The 21,426-nt window shown below is 43.8% G+C and carries 20 protein-coding genes; 11 read left to right on the top strand and 9 right to left on the bottom strand.

The window, feature by feature from the left end; all coding sequences use genetic code 11:
* Window positions 1-4: 4 nt before the first annotated feature.
* From ACP8HI_RS08680 to ACP8HI_RS08665, 4 genes are all read right to left on the bottom strand, one after another.
* The gene (locus ACP8HI_RS08680) at window positions 5-961 is read right to left on the bottom strand and encodes an ABC transporter permease (RefSeq protein WP_438350699.1); all 957 of its coding nucleotides are present in this window, start codon (window positions 959-961) and stop codon (window positions 5-7) included.
* A gap of 204 nt (window positions 962-1,165) precedes the next feature.
* Window positions 1,166-2,776, bottom strand: coding sequence for a response regulator transcription factor (locus ACP8HI_RS08675; protein WP_438350698.1), 1,611 nt, complete (start codon window positions 2,774-2,776; stop codon window positions 1,166-1,168).
* Between the two features lie 19 nt (window positions 2,777-2,795).
* Window positions 2,796-4,616 carry a sensor histidine kinase gene (locus ACP8HI_RS08670; RefSeq protein ID WP_438350697.1) on the bottom strand — a complete coding sequence of 607 codons (1,821 nt, stop codon included), beginning with the start codon at window positions 4,614-4,616 and terminating at the stop codon, window positions 2,796-2,798.
* Entirely contained in the window at window positions 4,609-6,192 is a 1,584-nt protein-coding gene (locus ACP8HI_RS08665) for an extracellular solute-binding protein (protein ID WP_438350696.1), read from the bottom strand. Before ACP8HI_RS08665 ends, ACP8HI_RS08670 begins: the two co-directional genes overlap by 8 nt.
* A gap of 311 nt (window positions 6,193-6,503) precedes the next feature.
* Here ACP8HI_RS08665 and ACP8HI_RS08660 point away from each other — a divergent pair, with 311 nt between their 5' ends.
* The 11 genes from ACP8HI_RS08660 (at window position 6,504) to ACP8HI_RS08610 (ending at window position 15,933) form a co-directional block, all read left to right on the top strand.
* Entirely contained in the window at window positions 6,504-7,322 is an 819-nt protein-coding gene (locus ACP8HI_RS08660; RefSeq protein ID WP_438350695.1) for a sugar phosphate isomerase/epimerase family protein, read from the top strand.
* A 30-nt stretch (window positions 7,323-7,352) separates the two neighbouring features.
* Complete coding sequence (locus ACP8HI_RS08655) at window positions 7,353-8,927, top strand: FAD-dependent oxidoreductase (protein WP_438350694.1); 1,575 nt, start codon at window positions 7,353-7,355, stop codon at window positions 8,925-8,927.
* Window positions 8,928-8,953: 26 nt separating this feature from the next.
* Window positions 8,954-10,018, top strand: a complete 1,065-nt coding sequence (locus tag ACP8HI_RS08650; protein WP_438350693.1) for a Gfo/Idh/MocA family protein — start codon at window positions 8,954-8,956, stop codon at window positions 10,016-10,018.
* A gap of 263 nt (window positions 10,019-10,281) precedes the next feature.
* Window positions 10,282-10,584, top strand: coding sequence for an urease subunit gamma (locus ACP8HI_RS08645; RefSeq protein ID WP_036651925.1), 303 nt, complete (start codon window positions 10,282-10,284; stop codon window positions 10,582-10,584).
* A 17-nt stretch (window positions 10,585-10,601) separates the two neighbouring features.
* Entirely contained in the window at window positions 10,602-10,925 is a 324-nt protein-coding gene (locus ACP8HI_RS08640) for an urease subunit beta (RefSeq protein ID WP_438350692.1), read from the top strand.
* On the top strand, window positions 10,922-12,634 hold the full coding sequence (ureC, locus tag ACP8HI_RS08635) for an urease subunit alpha (protein WP_438350691.1): 1,713 nt from the start codon (window positions 10,922-10,924) through the stop codon (window positions 12,632-12,634). Before ACP8HI_RS08640 ends, ureC begins: the two co-directional genes overlap by 4 nt.
* Window positions 12,635-12,645: 11 nt before the next feature.
* Window positions 12,646-13,101, top strand: coding sequence for an urease accessory protein UreE (gene ureE, locus ACP8HI_RS08630; RefSeq protein WP_438350690.1), 456 nt, complete (start codon window positions 12,646-12,648; stop codon window positions 13,099-13,101).
* Window positions 13,094-13,780: an urease accessory protein UreF gene (locus ACP8HI_RS08625; protein ID WP_438350689.1), complete on the top strand. Its 687-nt coding sequence runs from the start codon at window positions 13,094-13,096 to the stop codon at window positions 13,778-13,780. Before ureE ends, ACP8HI_RS08625 begins: the two co-directional genes overlap by 8 nt.
* A gap of 31 nt (window positions 13,781-13,811) precedes the next feature.
* Complete coding sequence (gene ureG / locus ACP8HI_RS08620) at window positions 13,812-14,423, top strand: urease accessory protein UreG (protein ID WP_438350688.1); 612 nt, start codon at window positions 13,812-13,814, stop codon at window positions 14,421-14,423.
* A 1-nt stretch (window position 14,424) separates the two neighbouring features.
* Window positions 14,425-15,249 (top strand): urease accessory protein UreD, encoded by an 825-nt coding sequence (locus ACP8HI_RS08615; protein ID WP_438350687.1) that lies wholly within the window; start codon window positions 14,425-14,427, stop codon window positions 15,247-15,249.
* 201 nt (window positions 15,250-15,450) lie between these two features.
* Window positions 15,451-15,933 carry a hypothetical protein gene (locus ACP8HI_RS08610; protein ID WP_438350686.1) on the top strand — a complete coding sequence of 161 codons (483 nt, stop codon included), beginning with the start codon at window positions 15,451-15,453 and terminating at the stop codon, window positions 15,931-15,933.
* Between the two features lie 82 nt (window positions 15,934-16,015).
* Here the strand turns inward: ACP8HI_RS08610 and ACP8HI_RS08605 are convergent, their stop codons facing one another.
* Genes ACP8HI_RS08605 through ACP8HI_RS08585 form a run of 5 tightly spaced genes read right to left on the bottom strand, consistent with a single transcriptional unit; the run spans window position 16,016 to window position 21,031 of the window.
* Window positions 16,016-16,615: an ABC transporter ATP-binding protein gene (locus tag ACP8HI_RS08605; protein ID WP_438350685.1), complete on the bottom strand. Its 600-nt coding sequence runs from the start codon at window positions 16,613-16,615 to the stop codon at window positions 16,016-16,018.
* Entirely contained in the window at window positions 16,605-17,528 is a 924-nt protein-coding gene (locus ACP8HI_RS08600) for an ABC transporter ATP-binding protein (protein ID WP_438350684.1), read from the bottom strand. The genes ACP8HI_RS08605 and ACP8HI_RS08600 overlap by 11 nt, the downstream gene beginning before the upstream one ends.
* 38 nt (window positions 17,529-17,566) lie before the next feature.
* Window positions 17,567-18,409 (bottom strand): ABC transporter permease, encoded by an 843-nt coding sequence (locus ACP8HI_RS08595; protein ID WP_438350683.1) that lies wholly within the window; start codon window positions 18,407-18,409, stop codon window positions 17,567-17,569.
* Entirely contained in the window at window positions 18,406-19,398 is a 993-nt protein-coding gene (locus tag ACP8HI_RS08590) for an ABC transporter permease (RefSeq protein WP_438350682.1), read from the bottom strand. Before ACP8HI_RS08590 ends, ACP8HI_RS08595 begins: the two co-directional genes overlap by 4 nt.
* A gap of 10 nt (window positions 19,399-19,408) precedes the next feature.
* A complete protein-coding gene (locus ACP8HI_RS08585) occupies window positions 19,409-21,031 on the bottom strand; it encodes an ABC transporter substrate-binding protein (protein WP_438350681.1) in 1,623 nt (540 codons plus the stop codon).
* Window positions 21,032-21,426 lie beyond the last annotated feature (395 nt).

Here is a 21,426-nt window from a genome sequence, read left to right as displayed (position 1 = left end):
CCTATTACCAGATTCCACGTTGCAGATATTTTCTACTCAAGGCATTACCCGTGATGACGAGCGTGAATGAAATAACAGCTTCAAACATGCCAACTGCCGTTGTGAAGCTGTAATCCTGATTACCAAGCCCCATCCGATATACGTAGGTGCCTATAACATCTGAAACTTTATACACGACTGGATTGTACATCACGAGAATTTGCTCGGTACCAGCCTCCAGAATGCTTCCCAACCGTAGAATGAACATCAGGATAATAATTGGTGCGATCCCCGGTAGCGTGATATGCCATAACTGCTTCAACCTGCCAGCTCCATCGATTTTGGATGCCTCAAAGAGCGCAGGGTCAATGGTCGTAAAGGCCGCCAGATAGACTATAGTGCTCCATCCGGTCTCCTTCCACCCTGCTGAAGTAATTAGAACACTGCGGAAGACGCTGTTATCGAGGAAAAATGAGACCGACTCTAGATTCATAGCAATCAAGAACTTGTTTACAAGTCCGTCATTCGTTGATAGAAGATCGATGAATAGTCCGCTAACAATAACCCATGATAAGAAATGCGGGAGATAGATGACCGTCTGAATCGTTCGTTTAAAGAGCATGTGCCGCATTTCATTTAACATTAATGCGATGATGATAGGCAATGGGAACAAAATAGCTATTTTCAGAAAACTGATGATGACTGTATTCATGAAGACAAGCGCAAAATCAGGCGAGGTAAATAATTTCGCAAAATGCTTACCACCTACCCAAGGACTATCTGCAAAACCAGTAAAAATATTAAAATCCTTAAAAGCAATAATAATGCCGTACATGGGCGTGTACTTAAACAGCAGGATAAACAAAATGCCAGGAACTAGTAGTAAATATAAATCCCATTCCCGCCATATATCCGACCAAAGCTGCTTCATATAGCTTTGGCGGGGATTGGATGGTGGCAGCTTATTCATCGCAGGCTTCATATCGTTCCCCCTCTAAAAGTAGTAGTGTCATATTTATTACTTAAAATATTAGACTCAAATCATATCGATGAGTAGGTGAGTGTCATTACTATTTCTGGTATTTTGATGTTTAGTTTCTGAGATATGAACTGTCGCTGAGTGTCAGAAAGCAAAAAAAACCTGAAGCTCTCTATTGAAGAGTAGCTCAGGTTGAGAGTTATGCGATTATGGCTTGCATTCACCAGGGTTCACACCCCAATATTTTCGAAATACTTTGGTGAAATAACTGACATCACGGTAACCAACCATGCGAGCAGCGTCATATACCTTTAAGCCCTCCAGTAATATCGTTTTGGCCCGTTCCATCTTACGATCCAACACATAAGCGGAGAAGGCGACCCCCATCTCCTGCTTGAACAGCCGACTCAAATAAGACGAATTGACATATAAGCGGTCTGCAACAGTGTGAAGCGTTATCTCCTGATCCATCTCCAAATCCAATATCGTCAGAATCTCTTTGACCACCTGGTTGCTGGTCGTTCGCCGCTGGTTCTGCATGAAGGTGGTAATATGCTTGACCGTTCGCATCAGCCATGACCAAGTTTGCACCTGAGTATTGAGCAGTTTCACATTCTGAAAATAAATAATGTCCTCCTCAACTACATTCTTGACCATCCAGCCTTGTTTCTGAATGATTCGAATAAATAGACTACTCAGATACAGCACCACTTCATGAACTTCATCTGCCGATTCGGACTGCTTAACCCCTTCCTCCCACAATCCAGACAACGCCTCCAGCGCCTTCTCCTCATCTGCGGTTTCCAGAGCGATCTCAAGCATCTTCTCCAATCTTTGCTGGGCAAATAAATGTTGCTGACTTTGCTTAGGTACCTCCCGATAAGGAATGGCAATGTCAGGCCCGTATACCATCCGCTCTTGCAGCGCTCTGTAAGCTTGCACGTATAGCCGACCCATTTCCTCCAGGTTCCCTGTGGAAGAGCAGATCCCGGCACTTGCTGTAAGCTTGAGCACCAACTTCGTCTGGGACAAGAGCTTGACCACTAGCGAATTGATGAAGAGCATCGATTCCTTAGGAGGCTGTCCTGCCTCCATGATGAATACAAGCATTAGCTGTTGATTGGCATCCGTACTAACCCAACAGGAGGGGTGGAATAATAATTCTTTAGCCATGCATTGCATCGTGAATTGCAACAGTAGCATGTCTTGGGAGCTGAATCGGTTGTCGTTATCCGGAATCGGATCAAGACCCACAACGGCTACTGCGATCTGGTCATCCTCTTTTAGATCGATGTAGAGATCTTTACTAATTTTCAATACTTCCCAGTTGTTAAACTTCTCATTGACCCAATGTTGAAAAAAGTTATTCTGCAGATTAGGTAGATGATCCTTCCATTTCTGCTCCAATGCCGCCTTGCTCTGCCACTGCTCCAGTTCTTTTCTAAGCTGCTGTCTAGCTTCAAGGACCGCCTCCACAATCTCTTCTTCACCTGCCGGCTTGAGCAAATATCGAAAAACCCCATGCTCCATCGCATCCTGCGCAAAGGTGAAATTATCGTGCCCGCTCAATATAATCATCTTCATAAAAGACTTCATTTCCTGCTGTTCATGGAGCTTACGAACGAGGGTTAGTCCATCCATCTCCGGCATCTGCACATCAATAATCATGATATCAGGCTTCTTGTGCTCTATCAGTTGCAACGCCTCCAGCCCGTTGGATGCTAATCCTATCAACTCAATCCCATGATCCTCCCATGGTATGTTATGTCCCAGTGCATTACGCAAACGCGGTTCATCCTCAACGATCATCAAATTCATTTCGGTTTTCCCCTTTCCGTTAGCTCGTGATATGGCCTAGCTGATGCTGCAAGTTCTCCCTGCAATGATCAAGAGGTATGGACAGCGTGACCATGGTCCCTTCTCCCTGTACACTGCTGATTGTCATATCCGACTGCTTGCCATAATACAGTCTCATTCTGGTATACACATTGCGCAGACCGAACAAATCCTTGACGATTTCCTCATCCTGAGAGAGGGAGGGAAAGCTACGCATCCCCATCTGTTTCAATTCATTCTGGATATAATGAAGCCTCTCCCCCTCCATCCCTAGCCCATTATCCTTTACGCGGATATGAACCATTTGATTGTTGTCGATCCAACTCGAGATGCTCAGTAGACCGCCACTGATCCGTCCCTCCATGCCGTGTAATATAGCATTTTCTACCAGAGGTTGAAGCATCAGCTTTAGTATGAGAACCGGTTTACTCTCTTCCGTAATCTGATATTCCACCATGAAATTGTCAAGGAAACGCAGCTGCTGTATCCGAATGTAGTAATGCAGATGGGCAAGACTTTCCTGGATGGGAAATACTTCCTCGCCCTTATTCAAGCTCAAGCGGAAAAACTTTGATAAGTTCATCACCATCTCGCTGATTTCCTCAGCATCGTAATTTTTAGCCATCCAGTAGATGGAATCTAGTGTATTATACAAAAAGTGTGGGTTAATCTGAGATTGCAAAAATTTAAGCTCCGTGGTGGTCATTCGCAGCTGCTGCTCATAATGATCCTCGATCAGATGCTTCTGATACATGGCCATCTGGTTGAATGAATCAATCAGAAATCCAAATTCATCCTTCCGTTTATTCTCCAGCCTAGTATTCAATTTACCGTTGCTGAGCTGCTTCATTCCGCGGGAAAGCTTGTGTACGGGTGATGCTATTCCGCTGTAGACTACCCATGAGGTACCAACAGCCAGCAGTATGCTAATAGCAATAATCGTATAGGTAAACATGCGCAACTGATCGGTCTCCTCGTACAGTTCTTTCTTCGGCTGGACCAGGGTAAGTCTCCAGAGTGAGTACTCCGAGTCAATTGTGACCGCCATTTCATTATCAGATATAGGCTGCTCCTCCGTATTACCTCTTGGATCTGTTCCCACCACTACCTCGCCCCTCTCATTAAGCAACGTTATCCGAGTGCTTGCTGATGGGAGCAGAGTCTTGATTACGCTCAGCAACTTATTCTTATTAAAGGTCATAATCAATAGATTGGATTGGCGGTCTGTATTGTATAAATCCATAGCACGCGCCAGGGATAAACTATCCGTATTCAGCATGGTACCAAGCGTTGTCCCCCCGGCAACCTGTGTATCAGCCAGCATATAGCGTAGCCCTGTCCCGTTGGCTCGGGAGGCCTCAACTAGCCATTCCTGTTGCGGTTCTGAGGTAATCCGACGTCCTCCAAAATCGGTGGATATGAGCATATGGGTGGATTGGTGATAGACAGAAATTTGGGACAGAAATCGATTGACGGAATTCAAATTCGATAACTGCTTGAGAATAAGGGAGAAATCGACGATAGCTTCCGGTGGCAGGTTCGAACCATTCTTATTCAACAGATCAATGATACTGGGATCCGCAGCAATCACTGTCGAGATTTCCTCCACGTTCTGAAGTGCCAAATCAATATAATCCATCGTTGAGGATAGTGCCACCTGCGTCCGCTCGACCGCTAGTTCATAGAGAATATCCCGAGATTTCTCAATCGCAAACAAACTGACGACAACCAGCGGGAGAAGTATGAGCAGGAAATAGCCAGTAAGCCGAATCTGAATATTTTTGGAGAAGCGTTCTGAAATCCAGCGCAGTAGCTTACTCATATGAACCCCCTCCACCATCCTTATGCTTGCTGTACCACTCGTTCACCTCTTTAGTTATTTCATCTCCTCCCTGCTGCTTCCACTCCTCCACATATTGGTCAAAGGCATCCAAAGGCTCGATTCCCATAATGATTTTGGTCAGCACATTCTGCAGGTCGCTCAGCTGTTTGTCATATTGACTCATGGCAGGCGTGGGAACACCGTAAAACTCATTTATTATGAGATTCTCTCCAATCGTCTGCAGGTTATCAAATAGATGAAAATCACCCAGCGAGTTCAGCCGCTCCTTAAACAACACAGGGTCCGGTACGTCCACTAAAGATTGATAAATGCCTCTGTACAGGTGCTTGTCATGCATATCGAAATCTGTTACCATGCGCCCATTCTTCATCGTCCAGATTTCATTCTCGAAGCCCAACTTCAAGTTCTTATAATCAGCAGCTATGAAATCCAACATTTTGATAACCCGTTCCGGATACTGCGTTCCAACAGGTATCACGTTATAACCACGTATAACATCCACGTTTTTCACACCCTTTTCACCATTGGGACCTGTAGGATACGCTAGAGAAATCCATTCCGCGTTTGGATCTTTCTTCCGATTCGCAGCAATAGGACCACGGGTGTCAAACCAGGTTGCTGAGAACAGCCCCACCTTTCCGTTCTCAACCTTCTCATACAGATTGTTATGCAGATTCAGTGGGAATTCACGATCGAGCAGATGCTCCTGATATAATCGGGCCAAGTAAGTAAGCGCCTTCTTTGTTTCCGGCATGATGCTCCCGTTTATCAACCGTCCATCCCTCTCGAACCAGGTATCCAACTGTGTTCCGAAAGCACCGAAAAATGGAGCAGAACGACCCATGTTCGTCATCAGGATAAGCCCCAAGGTATCATCTTTTCCGTTACCGTCAGGATCATCCAAGGTAAAAGCCTTGATGACTTCGTAATATTCTTCCAGTGTAACTGGGGGCTTCAAACCCAATCGATCCAGCCAATCCTTACGGGCGTACATAATTTCATTGCCAACGACCTCATTCAAGCTGGGGATGGCATAGACTTTGCCGTTATATCGCACTCTGTCCCACACCTCATCTGGAATTTTCTCCATGAGATGCGGACCGAATTGACTAATCAGATCGTCTAGAGGAATAAAAGCTTTCTGCTTCGTATACTGGTCAAACCATACAGGGTCATACGTATGAAGCAAATCAGGCAAATTACCAGACGTCATGATGACATCCAGCTTCTCCTCATACACTTCCGGAGACGGTGTGTTCACCTTAATTTCTAATCCGTTCATGTTCTCAATATAATTCAGATAGGGATTGTCGTTCTCATCCATCCCCGAAGGAAAGGTCATTCCGAGGTTATTTATTACAATGGATATCTCAGGCCTGTCCGATGTAATACTGTTATTCACTTCCCTATGGCTAGATAACTCGCAGCCTGTACACAAATAGAATAAGGTGGCTGTGAGAATGGAAGACAATAAGATTTTCCACTGCATTGGCTTGATTCCAGGTCTCCTTACTCCTGTAGCCGAGTTACTAGTTCGAACCTTATTTTTTTGCATATTCTTCTCTCCTTCCAAATGGTGAGCTGCAAACAGCCGATCTGAATACCTCGCTTTCTTAAACACGATAATTCGACGTAAGGAATCTATCCCCTTCTTCCATTCAATAACATCAATCCTATGAGGTCGTTCTAGCCGGTCCTTAACGGATGAATGATATCAAAATGTAAGACCAGTCTTTCATAATAGCGCATCATTTTACCATAAATGGTCATCCCTCTACCCTACCCTTACCTCCTGGCAGCTTCTACAATGAGGATAGTTAAAAAGATCCTAATCATGATTTGAATCTGAAATGGAGGAATGACAGCATGGAATTATCATTGAGCATGTGGAGCGTTCATCGAACAGTAAGGGAGAAGGACTGGACCGTTATGAATTTCCTATCCTTCTGTACAGAGGAAGAAATTAAACATGTGGAGCTGTTAGACGTGTTCTGGAAAGATGTGGAGCTGGAACTCCCACAAGTGATAAGTTACATCCAAGAACATAAAATAACGGTTGTAAGCTACGCCGTCGCCAATGATTTTGTGAACGAATCGGCCCAAGAGCGTTCAGCCGCCTTGACTCGAATCACCGAGGCTTACCCGATTGCCAAGGCACTCGGCACCACGATCATTCGAGTATTTTCCGGTGATCTGAGTGGAAACATCACCTATGAGATGGCGTTGAATTGGATTGTGGACGGGTTATCAGAGGCTGCCAGGCAAGCAGAGCCTTGCGGCATCTTGCTTGGTTTAGAGAATCATGGCAAGCTTGCCGGCAGCGGTGTGCAGATACAGACCATCATCGACCGTATCGGTTCTGCCAATCTTCGTTCTACCTTCGATACTGGCAACTTTCTCTTGGTTGATGAGCACCCGACACAAGCTCTGGCAGTACTGCTTCCTGTTATCGGTCATGTCCATCTCAAGGATTTCTATCTTGAACCGAATGGACGGTATAAGTCCCTTTCTGGAAAGGCGTACGAAGGAATTGCATTGGGTAGTGGCGATGTGGAGATCAAGAAAATAGTAGACCGCTTACTTGAATATGGTTATCAGGGGGCTTATGTCCTCGAATATGAAGGCGTGGGCAGTGAGGCTCAAGGGATACGCGATAGCTTCACGTATTTCAACTCCATTAAATAATCAAAAGAAAACTATAAGGAGATTTGCGGGATGAAACGAGAACTGCACGCAGATATTATCATTCTCGGAGGAGGTACTGGTGGCGCTGCGGCTGCATTAGCAGCGGTAAAATCGGGGAAAATCGTTATCATGACGGAAGAGACCCTATGGATTGGTGGTCAATTGACGAGTCAGGCCGTGCCACCTGATGAACATCCCTGGATCGAGTCATTTGGCTGCACTGCTAGCTACAGGCAATTCCGTGAGGGAGTGCGTCAATATTATCGGCAGCATTTCCCTCTAACCCATGAAGCAAGGGCCATCTCTCATCTGAATCCTGGAAGCGGTATCGTCAGTCGTATCTCTCATGAGCCACGAACAGCTTTAGCCGTCCTGCATGGCATGCTAGCTCCCTATATTCACAGTGGCCAGTTGCAGATTTTGCATCGTCATGTGATTAAGAAAGCGGAGACTGTAGGCGATCAGATCAGCTCAGTTACAGTGAAGTGCTTGGATACAGATGAGCAACAGATCCTGCTCGCTCCCTTCTATATCGATGCCACGGAGTGCGGTGATTTGCTTCCCTTGGCTGGAATCGAGTATGTGACAGGGGCGGAATCGACCTCCCAGACCGGCGAGCCTCATGCGTTAGAGGGTCCTGCCCAACCTATGAACATGCAGGGTTTCACCTACTGCTTTGCCATGGATTACCTTGGTGGCGAAGATCACACGATTACCAAACCGGAGAATTATGAATTTTGGCGGAATTATAAGCCTGACTTCTGGCCGGACCAGTTGCTCAGTCTAAGTGGAATAAAGCCTTCTACTATGGAACCAACTCAATATGAGCTATTTGCGGATACCGACAAATTCTCCTTGTATCTATACCGTCAAATAGTGGATCATCAGCACTTTCGTCCAGGTACGTTCCCAAGCTCCATATCGTTAGTGAATTGGCCGCAAAATGATTATTGGCTCGGTTCTATCATTGATGTCAGTGAAGAAGAGCGGGCATCTCATCTGTATCAGGCCAAGCAACTCAGCCTTTCCCTGCTGTACTGGTTGCAGACCGCGGCACCACGACCGGACGGCAGAGAGGGCTATCCCGGATTGCGACTGCGACCCGACGTAGTAGGTACAACCGATGGCATGGCAATGTATCCCTATATCCGTGAATCTAGGAGAATTCAGGCTGAATTTACGGTTCTTGAACAGCATGTGGCCACTGCCTGCCGCATCGATGGCCATGCCGAAACCTTCCACGATTCTGTTGGTATTGGCTGTTACCGCATTGATCTTCACCCAAGTACGGGCGGGCAATCCTACATTGATATCTCTTCTCTTCCCTTCCAAATCCCACTTGGTAGCCTAATACCCAAACGGATGAGCAATGTACTCGCGGCAGCCAAGAACATTGGTGTGACCCATATTACCAATGGCTGCTACAGGTTGCATCCGGTGGAATGGAACATTGGAGAGGCAGCAGGTTATTGTGCCAGCTATTGCCTCGACCGTGGTATCACACCAAGTGATGTTCGCAGTAGCGAGACAGAACTCGTCAGCTTTCAGAACAGATTGATTCAAGAAGGCATCGAACTCTCATGGCCTTCCATTCACGCCGTCTAAACAATTACATTTATGAGGTGATAACGATGAGTAAAAGTATACGAATAGGAGTTATTGGTGCCGGGAGCATCTCGGAGCTGCATCTACAATCCTATCATAATCATCCTGAGGCTATCCTGCATGCCGTCTGTGATCTACAGGTTGAACGTGCTCAGGCCAAAGCCGAGAAATACAATATTCCTCACGTCTATTCCGACTATAACGATCTGCTACTGAATCCCGAGATTGATGCTATCAGTATCTGTACTTGGAATAATTCGCATGCGGAGATTAGTATCGCTGCCCTGCAAGCGGGCAAACATGTATTGGTGGAAAAACCGCTCTGTAAAAACGTGGAGGAGGCGCTTGCCGTGGAGGAAGCAGTTCATGCTTCTGGCAAGACGCTCCAGGTCGGATTCGTCCGCAGATACGCATCAAATACACGCATCGTCAAAGCCTTCATTGAAGGCGGCGATATCGGTCCCATCTACTATGCCAAGGCCTCTTGCATTCGAAAATTGGGCAATCCGGGAGGCTGGTTCTCGGACGTCGAGCGTTCCGGTGGCGGTCCTCTGATTGATGTTGGCGTGCATGTCATTGATCTATGCTGGTACCTCATGGGTCGGCCCAAAGTAGCATCCATTAGCGGTAATACGTACAAGAAGCTCGGAAACCGTTCTAATGTCCAAAACCTGAAGTTCTACAAAGCGACAGATTACAACGCGGAGCACAATACCGTGGAGGACATGGCCAATGCGCTCATCCGGTTTGATAACGGAGCTTCCCTCCTAGTAGACGTCAGCTTCACCCTTCATGCCAAGCAGGATGAATTAACGGTCAAGCTGTATGGGGAGCAAGGCGGCGTGGAACTGGAGCCTGAACTGACGATCATCACAGAGAAGCATGACACCATTCTCAATAGCACGCCTCAGATTAATGACCTATCCTTTGACTTTACAGCAGGATTCCAGGATGAGATCAATTATTTCATTGAAGTCTGCCAGGGCACAAAGACTACGCTTAGTCCCGTGGAGGACGGTGTGGAAATGATGAAGATTTTATGTGGGATTTACGAGTCGAGCAAGCTAGGCAAAGAGATCCACTTCTCTTAGACAATTTTAAAATCCATTCAAAAAGGGATGCCATCATTGGCATCCCTTTTTGAATAGTTCACCTTCTAATCTTCACTTTGGATTTCATTTATGCTATGATAGCCTAGTTGAGGTTTTATTACTGTACTTTATGGGGAAAGTTTAATTAACGGGCTTTAAGCGAAATTATATAAATAATCTTTATATTTTTCAAATCAAGGACCCTCCTTTCTCTTTCGAATGGAGGGTCCTTGTCGTTTCTATTTTTATAGGGGGATTTAACTATGCATTTATTGCCGCGAGAAATCGACAAGCTTATGATCGTAGTCGCAGCCGATCTAGCTAGGCGCCGGAAAGATAGGGGCTTAAAATTAAATCATCCCGAAGCTGTCGCTCTTATCACTTATGAAATAATAGAAGGTGCGCGCGACGGGAAAAGAGTTGCCGAATTGATGGAGTACGGAGCCTCCATTCTGACTCGAGATGATGTCATGGAAGGGATACCCGAAATGATTGATGATATTCAAGTGGAAGCCACCTTTCCAGACGGAACAAAATTAGTGACCGTTCATAGCCCAATACGCTAACTAGAAAGGAGCCTTATATGATACCGGGAGAATATATTTTAAAAGACGAAGACATTATTTGTAACGAGGGACGCGAAATATTTACAATTTCCGTCACTAACACAGGGGATCGCCCCATTCAAGTCGGATCACATTTTCATTTTTATGAAGTAAATGAAGCGCTTCAATTCAATCGAAAAGAAGCTTACGGCAAACGGCTCAATGTCCCTGCTGGTGCTGCCGTTCGTTTTGAACCCGGAGACGGGAAGGAAATACAGCTTATTAACTTTTCAGGAGAACGCCGTGTTTACGGGTTCAATAATAAAGTCGATGGAAAATTAGAAAGCGAGGTTTCCGTATGAGTTTTAGAATGTCCCGAAAGCAGTATGCTGATATGTATGGTCCAACGACAGGTGATTCGATTCGCCTTGCCGATACAGATTTGTTTATTCAAATTGAGAAAGACTACACTTCTTATGGTGAAGAAGTTGTCTTTGGCGGAGGCAAAGTGATCCGAGACGGCATGGGTCAGCACCCTCTTGCAACCCGTAAAGATGGTGTAGCGGATACCGTCATAACCAATGTCATTATTTTAGATTACACAGGAATTTGCAAAGCGGATCTCGCGATTCGAGATGGTAAAATTTTTGGAATTGGTAAAAGTGGAAACCCTCTCATTACAGATAATGTCGATATTATCATCGGTACTTCCACGGAAATCATCTCTGGAGAAGGTTTAATTGTAACCGCAGGTGCCATCGATACCCATGTACATTTCATTAACCCTAAACAAGTAGAAATCGCATTATCGTCGGGTACAACGACATTAATCGGCGGTGGTACAGGCCCTGCTGCAGGATCGAAAGCTACGACGGTTACCCCGGGTGAATGGAACATACACCGAATGCTTGAAGCCGCTGAAGGCCTACCCATTAATATTGGATTTACAGGTAAAGGACATGCTGCATCCATCGAACCATTAGCCGAGCAAGTCCGAGCTGGAGTGATCGGTTTAAAAGTCCATGAAGACTGGGGCGCTACCGGTTCATCCCTAGATTACGCTCTGCAAGTAGCAGATGAGTACGACATTCAAGTAGCCCTTCACGCAGATACTTTAAATGAAAGTGGCTTTATGGAAAATACGATGGCTGCTATAAAAGATCGAGTTATTCACATGTATCATACGGAAGGCGCAGGCGGTGGCCATGCACCTGATTTAATCAAATCAGCTGGTTACATGAACATTCTACCTTCTTCAACGAACCCTACTCTACCCTATACGATTAATACGATCGACGAACACCTCGATATGGTCATGGTTTGCCATAATTTAAATCCTTCTGTACCCGAAGATATCGCTTTTGCAGACTCTAGAATTAGAAAAGAAACGATCGCAGCTGAAGATATCCTTCACGATATGGGTGTATTTAGTATGGTAAGCTCGGATTCCCAAGCCATGGGCCGTGTAGGCGAAGTCGTTCTGCGCACATGGCAAGTAGCTGACAAAATGAAAAAACAACGTGGGCTCCTAGAAGGAGATAGCCAATATGCAGATAATAACCGAGCGAAGCGCTATATCGCCAAATACACTATAAACCCAGCCATCACACATGGCATTTCAGAACATGTAGGTTCTATAGAAGTTGGAAAAATGGCCGATTTAGTTTTATGGAACCCAAAGTTTTTCGGCGTAAAACCAGAAATGGTGCTTAAAAATGGTCTTGCCGTTATTGGGTTAATGGGAGATGGTAATGCCTCGATCCCAACACCACAGCCATATATTTATCGTCCTATGTATGCTCAATTCGGCAAAGCGCTAGCAAGCAGTTCCGTAACCTTCATATCGCAAGCAGCTTATGATGCTGGGGTACACCACAAACTTGGACTCGAAAAAATAATCCTGCCTGTTGTTGGAATTCGTACACTAACGAAGAAAAGTATGAAGTTAAATTCAGAAACACCTGATATTACAGTTGATCCACAAACTTATGAAGTAAAAGTAAATGGTGAATTGCTGACATGTGATCCGGTCGATATCGTACCGATGGGTCAGCGATATTTCCTATTCTGAGGTGAAAGAAAATGATCATTGAAAAAATTATAACCAACCTAGAAAAAATGGATACGAGTGAAATTGAAAAACGCCATATTGAAAAAGTGTACTTAGAAAGCGCGCATTTAATGAAGCGCATCCAACGAGTAACAACAGATCATGGCAACGAACTTGGTATACGCTTAAGTGATCCTCGTGATCTCGTAGCAGGTGATGTATTATTCATGGACGATCACAACATGATCGTCATTGATGTCATGTCAGATGATCTTCTGATCATCCAACCAAGAAGCATCAAAGAAATGGGAACCATCGCTCACCAGCTTGGTAATCGCCATCTTCCAGCGCAATTTGAAGACAATGATATGTTGGTTCAATATGACTATTTAGTTGAAGAATTACTTCAACAGCTTGGAATCCCTTTTAAAAGAGAGGATCGAAAAGTTAAACAGGCATTCCGTCATATAGGCCACAGTCATGAATAACAATCTCCTCTCTTTATTTCAGCTATGCGACTCTAACTTTCCTATAGGATCCTTCAGCCATTCTTTTGGCTTGGAGAGTTATATCCAGGAAGATAAAGTTCATAATCAGGAGACATTTCTTGGTTGGTTGAAAGTGTATTTACATGAGCAGCTCGTCTATTCAGATGGGCTCGCCTCACGTCTCGTGTATGAAGCTCTAATAGACGAGAATATACAGGAGACTTGGCGACTGGATCACCTATTAACGGTCCAGAACTTACCGAGGGAAACACGAGAAGGAACTCAAATGATTGGGGATCGGATGCTTAAATTGACAGAGTCCCTATACGGTCTACCCATACTCTCTCAATATAGAGAACAAGTGAAAAGTAAGAAAGCTTTTGGCCACCCTGCTGTTGTTTTTTCGATGGTAGCTCATGGGCTTAATGTAAGTAAACAAGATACGATCCTCTACTATTTGTACTCTGCTATTTCCAGTCAAGTCCAAAATGCAGTACGCGCCATTCCTCTTGGACAAACGGCAGGTCAAACCATTACTCATCAGTCTATACCCGAATTAACCCAAGCTGTAGATAGAATCATGGAACTTGCGAATGATGATTTCGGAATGGTGTCTCCAGGTATTGAACTATCTCAAATGAAACACGAACGTGTTCATTTACGAATATTTATGTCTTAATTTTCAGAAATTTTATAAAGGAAGTGTTTACATGAATCCCATCAGAATCGGTGTTGGAGGACCTGTTGGCGCAGGTAAAACGATGCTTGTAGAAAAATTGACTCGCCATCTTGAGAATGAAATAAAAATGGCAGTTGTTACAAACGATATTTACACGAAAGAAGACGCGAAATTTTTAGTTCAAAACGGGGTTCTTCCTGAGGATCGGATCATCGGTGTAGAAACAGGTGGTTGTCCTCACACGGCCATCCGTGAAGATGCTTCCATGAACTTTGCTGCCATTGATCAATTGATTGAGCGTCACCCTGATGTTGAACTTATTTTTGTTGAAAGTGGTGGCGACAATCTTGCAGCTACGTTCAGCCCTGAGCTTGTTGACTTCTCCATTTATATTATTGATGTTGCGCAAGGGGAGAAAATCCCTCGTAAAGGTGGACAAGGTATGATTAAATCTGACTTGTTCATCATTAATAAAACCGACCTTGCTCCATATGTTGGTGCCAGCCTCGAAGTCATGGCGGAGGACACAAAAATATTCCGTGGTGACAAACCTTTCTTCTTCACAAACTTGAAAAATGAATCCGGCCTGCCTGAAGTCATGAACTGGCTTAGGCAGCATGTTTTATTAAAAGGTTTAGAGTAATATGACAGATTGGACTGGATCTTTATCTTTAGACTTAGTAGAACGACTAGGGAAAACCGTTGCAAAACGCGTGTACTTTCAAGGTGCATTCAAAGTGATGCGGCCGATATACGCTGACGATTCGGGACAGGTCTGCTATTACCTCCTTAATCCTGGTGGCGGTTATTTAGATGGCGATCGATACAAAATGGAAATCTCAGCGGATGTAGGATCTAAAGTTACTTTAACTACACAATCGGCGACAAAAGTATATAAAACACCAAAAAGTTATGCGTATCAAGAAGCCGAAATCAACTTGAAAAAAGGTAGCTATTTGGAATACCTTCCCGATCCGTTGATTGCTTATGAAAATGCTCACTATAAGCAGAAAAATATCGTTCATATGGAGCGTGGAGCAACGTTCCTGTATACAGATATTATCACGCCTGGCTGGTCTCCGAGTGGAGAAAAATTCAGTTACGATACCATTCAGTTAGTGACAGAAATTTACTGGGACGGTAAACTTGGCGTATTTGACCACATCAAGTTAGTACCGAAGCAGCAGAATATATCTGGCCTCGGATTCATGGAAGGCTATACACATCTAGGCTCTATGATTGCAGTTAGTGAACAAATGGATAATGCACTCCTCGATGCGTTGTATGAAACGATTCAATCTGAAGAATCAGATTTCTCATTTGGGATTTCAAATTTAGCGATACCCGGATTTAGCCTACGAATCCAAGCGAACGCTACCCAAACCATCGAGCGAATCTTAAACCAATGTCATACAATCATCAGCGAAAAGTGGAATAATCGTCCTCCAAGCTCTTTACGTAAATATTAATACAACGTTCATATTGTCCTATTATGCAAAGAAAGACCGAATTCCCACCTGTTATGACCATATAATTGGACAATCCGAAATAAAAACCTATATAATAGGCAATTAATAGATGACTCCATTATTGTACTGATTTTGTAAATCAGGATGGTACGATAACAGGAAAATTGGTTAAATATAAACTTTCATAAGAGGAGATACAATATGACTGAAGATAAGAATGCTGAACCTTTACTTGAGGATTTCGAGGTTGAAACATTGTTTGAGAATCGTGTGCATGAACGACTTGCGTTCACTTTTAAAGTCGACGGTGAGGAATTCAAGGGACATTTTCATAATGATGAGATTCTGTGGCTTAACCCTCACCCGAAACAAATGATTGGTGTGAGTAAAGTAGATAAAATTGAATCTACCATACACTCATTAATGAGGCATTATGGAATTTCGAAAGAAATTCAAGGCCTTAAAATAAAACCAATGTTTGAAGACACTGCACATGAGCGTCAGCAATTCTCTCTGCAAGTGCAGGGAGAGGAATACAAAGGGTTTGTTCACAAGGGAGACATCCAATGGTTCCATCCTCAACCTCAGCAAAAGCTTGAAGTCGATCTTGTACAAGTCATGGAATCCGAAATCCATGAAAAATTAGCGCTACATGAACTAAATAATAAAGACGATCAAGAGTAGAATTTAGTATTATAGCAATAGAGTAACTCTCAGAAAAAACAAAGAAGGCCGTTCGAGGATTCATTCTCGGAGGGCCTTCTTGTTATCCACTAAAGTCAATTATACGATGACAAAGCCTTTGCATAAGCTTCACCTCATGCGTGACAACGATGATCCCCATTTCTCTCTTCTTAGCAATTTCAGTGACAGCATGCCAGATTTGAGCTTGTGTGATTGCATCAAGCATGGTTGTCATTTCATCTGCAATTAGAAATCGAGTATTGGATCCCAATGCCCGGGCAACACAAATTCGTTGCAGCTCTCCCCCAGATAGTTCGTGGGGCCAGCGTGTTAACCATTCTTGTTCAATCCCTAGTAATGCTAACAATTCTTCATCAGGATGATATCCTTCATTAAGTATTTTATGCATTTTCCACCTTGCATTAATCGCTTTTTCCGGATGCTGAAGGACCATTTGGACAGGATGATACCCTTTCTTAGGGAACGGGATACCATTATAAGTCACTGTTCCCTCAATAGGCGTCTCATAACTCGCTAGAATTCGACAAAAGGTTGTTTTCCCTCGTCCACTTGGGCCGGTAATACCCACAACTTCTCCTGGTTCTACCGATAAATTAATGCCACGAAATAACCAAGGTCCATCCTCATATCGAAATCCGATATTCTTTGCTTCAAGTTGCATGTATACACCTCACCATTCCATCCCTCAGATTCCGCATTTCAGGTTGTGCTTGAAGGCATTCAGGTGTGGCCATGCCACAACGTGGTGCGAACAAGCAGCCAGGTGGCAATGAGCTCGGATGAGGTTGAGAACCTGGAATAGGGATAAAATCATTCTGGGGCAATGCTCGCCACAAAGCCTTACTATATGGATGCCTTATGGCTTCACCCTGACCTATGAAATCCTCCACCCTTGCGATCTCAACGGTCGTTCCTGCATAAAATACAGCAATTTTATCTGCAATTTGTAGCGCCGATTCAATATCATGCGTGATCAACATGACTGCACAACCCAGGTTTGCGAACTCTCTAAAATGATCTAGCGCTTCCTTGATGACAACGGGATCAAGTCCTGGCGTTGGCTCATCCGCAATAATGAGCTTCGCTCCACTTACCATAGCCGTCGAGAGTAGTGTCCTTCTCGCCATACCTCCAGAGAGTTGAAATGGATACATGTGTTCAACCTCTTGTTTCAGGTGGAGGCGTTCAAAAACAGCTCGTTGTGCCTCCACAGCATCCCCTTTTTTCACAGACGTACGGACTTGACTACCAACGCGCATCAGTGGATCTAGAAAGTTTACGGATTGAGGGACAAGTGCAATTTCCTTCCCTCTCACAGCCTTTTGCCGAGCAGGAGTAAGCTCTTCCCCCTCAAATTTAATCACACCACTTACACTTGCGTTGCTTGGGAGTATTCCTAGAATAGCATGCGCAAGTAAACTTTTCCCCGATCCACTTGCACCCACAACGGCAAGAATCTCACCTGCTTCAAGGGTTACATTTAAACTAGATATCACCTTATGATTAATCTGTTTAAGTCCAGCTGTATATTGTTTAAATGATATGGATAAATTTTCAACTTCAAGAATAGACATTCGTTAACTCCTCTTCCAATTAAAGGAAGTACCTCACCTTACTCACGATTCCCATTAGGATCCATGAGCGATCCGAGATTTTCTCCAATCTGATCAAACATTCTCACGATAATTAGCAAACAAAGTCCTGGGAAGAAAGCTAGCCACCACATACCTGAAGATAAGTATTTCATCGATTCGGATAAAATAATTCCGATTGCAGGCTCATGTGGAGACAGCCCTAAACCTATAAACGTAACTGCCGCCTCATGCAAAATAACATGGGGAAACAGTAGCATAAATCCAATTAGAAATTGCGGTGCGATATGCGGAAGAATATGATGCACAGCAATCCAACGCCTGGGTTTCCCCATCTTCTGAGAAACCTGAACAAATTCAGCAGATCGAATTTGCATCACTTCTGCCCGAATGAGTCTAGCAAGCGCTGGCCAATGGGTTAAAGTTAATCCTATGACGATCCCTTTAAAACCTCCCCCTAATGTAAAAGCAATTAAAATCAGGGTTACTAGATGGGGGACGCTCAGAAACAAATCAATAAGCCATGAAATAAGACGATCCGCCGTTTTTCCCATCGTTGCAGCCGCCATCCCTAGGATCAGAGCAATGGACGCACTTCCAATAGCTCCAATTAATCCGACGCCTATACTTAAAGTAAGCCCCATGACCGTGCGTGTGAACATATCTCGTCCTAACCAATCCGTACCAAAGAGGTTGTCTATGGACGGTGGAGAATTTCGATTCGTAAGATTCGTTACAATTCTACCCTCATCAAGAAATAAACCACCTAATATGACAATGACAATAACAACAACGGAGATTAGCAATTTCATAAGTGCCCATTGCTTTCGATTCAGAGGGAATTTCTTTAGGATTGGTGTCATACCTTCCTCACCTCCCTCGTTCTCGGATCTAATACACGATAGCTAATATCAGCAAGTAAATTCCCTACAAACACAAACATTGTAGTAAAGATTACGATTCCTAATAAAAGAGGAACATCCCCTCTTAGTCCTGCATCAACCGTAGCCTGTCCTAGACCAGGGTACGAAAAAATTTGCTCAGCCAATATCGCTCCACCAAACAATTCACTGAATGCTGCAAACTGCAACGTAATTGCTGGCAATGCAACATTGCGTAATCCATGTCTCCAAAACAACACAAATCCTTGCTCCCCTCTTGCTCTAGCGAATAAAACATAGTCACTGGCAAGAACATCAATCATTTTTTGACGTGTATGGAGAGCCACATTGGCAACGCCAACAATACTAAGTGTCAGGGCGGGCAGAATAAGATGCTGAATTCGATCCATGAGCGTAACATCTTCGGCCAAGACGCCAGCTGGAACCCCCATTCCAACAGGGAACCACCGTAGCCACACAGCAAAAACAATGAGAATAAGGAGCCCCATCCAGAAGGTAGGCATGGAAGCTAACGTGAAGCAGTACCATTTGATAATACGATCTACCCAGGTCCCTTTTTTCATGGCTGCTACAACACCCATCACAAAGCCAATCACACCTGATAGTAGCCAAGCGGATAACATGAGTACCAGAGAATTCAAGAATCGCTCACCAATAACATCAATGACCGGGCGGCGATAGATCATGGAGGTTCCTAAATCACCGGACAGGACAGCAGAACCCCAATGAATGAACTGCACCATGATGGGCTTATCTACTCCCCAATATTCAGCGATTTTGGCCCGTTGCTCTGGACCTACCTTCAACATATCCGCACCGATGTAGGCTTGAATTGGATCAATCGGAGAGTTTTTCACTAACAAAAAGGATATGAAACAGATGGCAACTAATAAAGTAGCCATCCGGAATCCTTTCCACAATATAAATAATCCAAGTTTGCTATCTATCAATTTACGCACATTATTTCGCCCATTTCCATTCCACGATATTATCTGTTGCAGGCCAACCATGCCCATGAACGTGGATTCTTTGATCTCCGATATCAAGTCCATCTTTCACGAAATACAAATGATTAATATTGACTAACCAAGCCCATGCTGCATCACCTTTTGCGCTGAGACCTGTTACCCCATCCCATTGGGCTTTTTTCCAAAATTCAATGGCGTCTGCTTCAGTCGTAGCATGAAGGGCTTTTTCAAAATATTCATCCACCGTCTTATTCGAATAAAAACCTGTGTTATAGTACTCAATCCCAGCCGTCTCCGTACTATATATATTATATATTTCATGAGGATCATGGCTTCCCCAACCTAAAAGAACGGGATTTGAATGCATTTTCTTAGAAAGAATGTCCCAGCTTCCACCTTCTATTTTGATATTTATTCCTAACGGTTTCATCATATCAGCAACAGAAATGGCAAGGGATTGTCTTATCGCATCATTCGCTAAATAATACAGGGTGAACTCCGCCTTCAAGGTGCCTTTCTCAACGATTCCATCCCCATCGTTATCCTTCCAACCAGCTTCCTCTAATAGCTTCCTTGCACCTTCCAAATCACCATCTTTAATGACGGTCTCTGGATTCCACCAAGGAAGACCATCTACAGAAGTATAAGCTTTCGTTCCCTGTCCTTCTAAAATACCATCGACAAGTGCTTGTCGGTCTACGGCCATATTAATGGCATGACGAATCGCTGGATCTGCTGTTACATCGTTACCCTTAGGTAAGCCATCTTTCGTAACACTTCCTGATTTCACAAATGGAAATGCTATTCCTCTGTTATCCACGGTTTGAATAGATTCTAACCTCATACCAGATACTTTCAAGTTACTAAATGCAGCTGGTATATAGGCAAGGTCAACGGTTCCTGCTTGTGCCGCAGCAAACGATGCATCCTCGTTTAAGAAAAGAAAAGTTATCTTTTTGAAATACGACTGTTTATCATAATATTCCGGATTCGCTTTTATAATCAGCTGTTGGCCCTTGTCCCATTGTACGAGTTGATAAGGTCCCGAACCTATTGGATTTTCAGCGTAATCTTTACCATATGCATGTTTAGGGACTATACCCGTTCCTATAATTGTATTAACAAAGGTGGATTGGGGTTCTTTTAACGTAAATCTGACGGTGTACTCATCCACGGCTTCTACTTTACTCATACTGTTAAGATCTACAACCGACCCATTGTTAGTAGCTGTTTCAAATGTAAAGACAACATCCGCTGCCGTTAATGGTTGCCCATCCGAAAACTTCACATCATCACGGAGTTTCACTGTCCAAACCATGCCTTCTTTATTTACTTCATAACTTGTTGCAAGATCATTTACAATGTTAAGCTTGTCATCTCTTTTTAAAAGAGTACTTTGGAACAGTGGTGAGCCATAACGCCCCCAGCCTGTTGTTGGGTCAAAACCTGTTTCTGGTTCAGAACCTATAGCTAACACCAGCTCGTCCTTTTTCTCTTGACTACCCGGGCTATTCCCAACATCAGACGGACCCAGTTTGGATGAATTACAACCTACTAACATAAAAGTGGATATTAAAGCAACGAATGCGATAATTCCAATAAACTTCTTTCTCATCTGTCTCACCTCATCATCAAAATCCCACTCAAAAAAACCTTATTTACTAAAGTAAGGAATAAATTGGAAGGTTTGTAACAACCTAAACAAACTCGATTCTCACAAAAAAAAGTTATTCCATTCATCAATTTACATATAACAAGGATGTCCTTAAAGTCTCTCTGAAGGAGTTGTTATAGGAGATATTACAAATTGCGCCTACATAGAAGGTAGAGCATTTCACGGAGTGAAATGGGCGGAAGAAATAGAACAATACATAAATATAAGGTAGCATAGAGCGATATTCCTTAACCTATCTTAATAGCTTATCTAGTAATTGGCAACTTTTATCCTAGCGTATGGCTCTTCTTGTGTATACAATACCTTTTATAGTGCACGATAATGATAAGTTTGAT

This window comes from Paenibacillus sp. FA6 (genome assembly GCF_051550225.1).
Classification (GTDB): domain Bacteria; phylum Bacillota; class Bacilli; order Paenibacillales; family Paenibacillaceae; genus Paenibacillus_AQ.
This window is presented reverse-complemented; position numbering and strand designations above follow the sequence as displayed.

Coding starts and splice junctions, on each gene's coding strand:
- ACP8HI_RS08680 (WP_438350699.1), bottom strand. CDS start 961: ATGAAGCCTGCGATGAATAAGCTGCCACCATCCAATCCCCGCCAAAGC.
- ACP8HI_RS08675 (WP_438350698.1), bottom strand. CDS start 2,776: ATGAATTTGATGATCGTTGAGGATGAACCGCGTTTGCGTAATGCACTG.
- ACP8HI_RS08670 (WP_438350697.1), bottom strand. CDS start 4,616: ATGAGTAAGCTACTGCGCTGGATTTCAGAACGCTTCTCCAAAAATATT.
- ACP8HI_RS08665 (WP_438350696.1), bottom strand. CDS start 6,192: ATGCAAAAAAATAAGGTTCGAACTAGTAACTCGGCTACAGGAGTAAGG.
- ACP8HI_RS08660 (WP_438350695.1), top strand. CDS start 6,504: ATGGAATTATCATTGAGCATGTGGAGCGTTCATCGAACAGTAAGGGAG.
- ACP8HI_RS08655 (WP_438350694.1), top strand. CDS start 7,353: ATGAAACGAGAACTGCACGCAGATATTATCATTCTCGGAGGAGGTACT.
- ACP8HI_RS08650 (WP_438350693.1), top strand. CDS start 8,954: ATGAGTAAAAGTATACGAATAGGAGTTATTGGTGCCGGGAGCATCTCG.
- ACP8HI_RS08645 (WP_036651925.1), top strand. CDS start 10,282: ATGCATTTATTGCCGCGAGAAATCGACAAGCTTATGATCGTAGTCGCA.
- ACP8HI_RS08640 (WP_438350692.1), top strand. CDS start 10,602: ATGATACCGGGAGAATATATTTTAAAAGACGAAGACATTATTTGTAAC.
- ureC (WP_438350691.1), top strand. CDS start 10,922: ATGAGTTTTAGAATGTCCCGAAAGCAGTATGCTGATATGTATGGTCCA.
- ureE (WP_438350690.1), top strand. CDS start 12,646: ATGATCATTGAAAAAATTATAACCAACCTAGAAAAAATGGATACGAGT.
- ACP8HI_RS08625 (WP_438350689.1), top strand. CDS start 13,094: ATGAATAACAATCTCCTCTCTTTATTTCAGCTATGCGACTCTAACTTT.
- ureG (WP_438350688.1), top strand. CDS start 13,812: ATGAATCCCATCAGAATCGGTGTTGGAGGACCTGTTGGCGCAGGTAAA.
- ACP8HI_RS08615 (WP_438350687.1), top strand. CDS start 14,425: ATGACAGATTGGACTGGATCTTTATCTTTAGACTTAGTAGAACGACTA.
- ACP8HI_RS08610 (WP_438350686.1), top strand. CDS start 15,451: ATGACTGAAGATAAGAATGCTGAACCTTTACTTGAGGATTTCGAGGTT.
- ACP8HI_RS08605 (WP_438350685.1), bottom strand. CDS start 16,615: ATGCAACTTGAAGCAAAGAATATCGGATTTCGATATGAGGATGGACCT.
- ACP8HI_RS08600 (WP_438350684.1), bottom strand. CDS start 17,528: ATGTCTATTCTTGAAGTTGAAAATTTATCCATATCATTTAAACAATAT.
- ACP8HI_RS08595 (WP_438350683.1), bottom strand. CDS start 18,409: ATGACACCAATCCTAAAGAAATTCCCTCTGAATCGAAAGCAATGGGCA.
- ACP8HI_RS08585 (WP_438350681.1), bottom strand. CDS start 21,031: ATGAGAAAGAAGTTTATTGGAATTATCGCATTCGTTGCTTTAATATCC.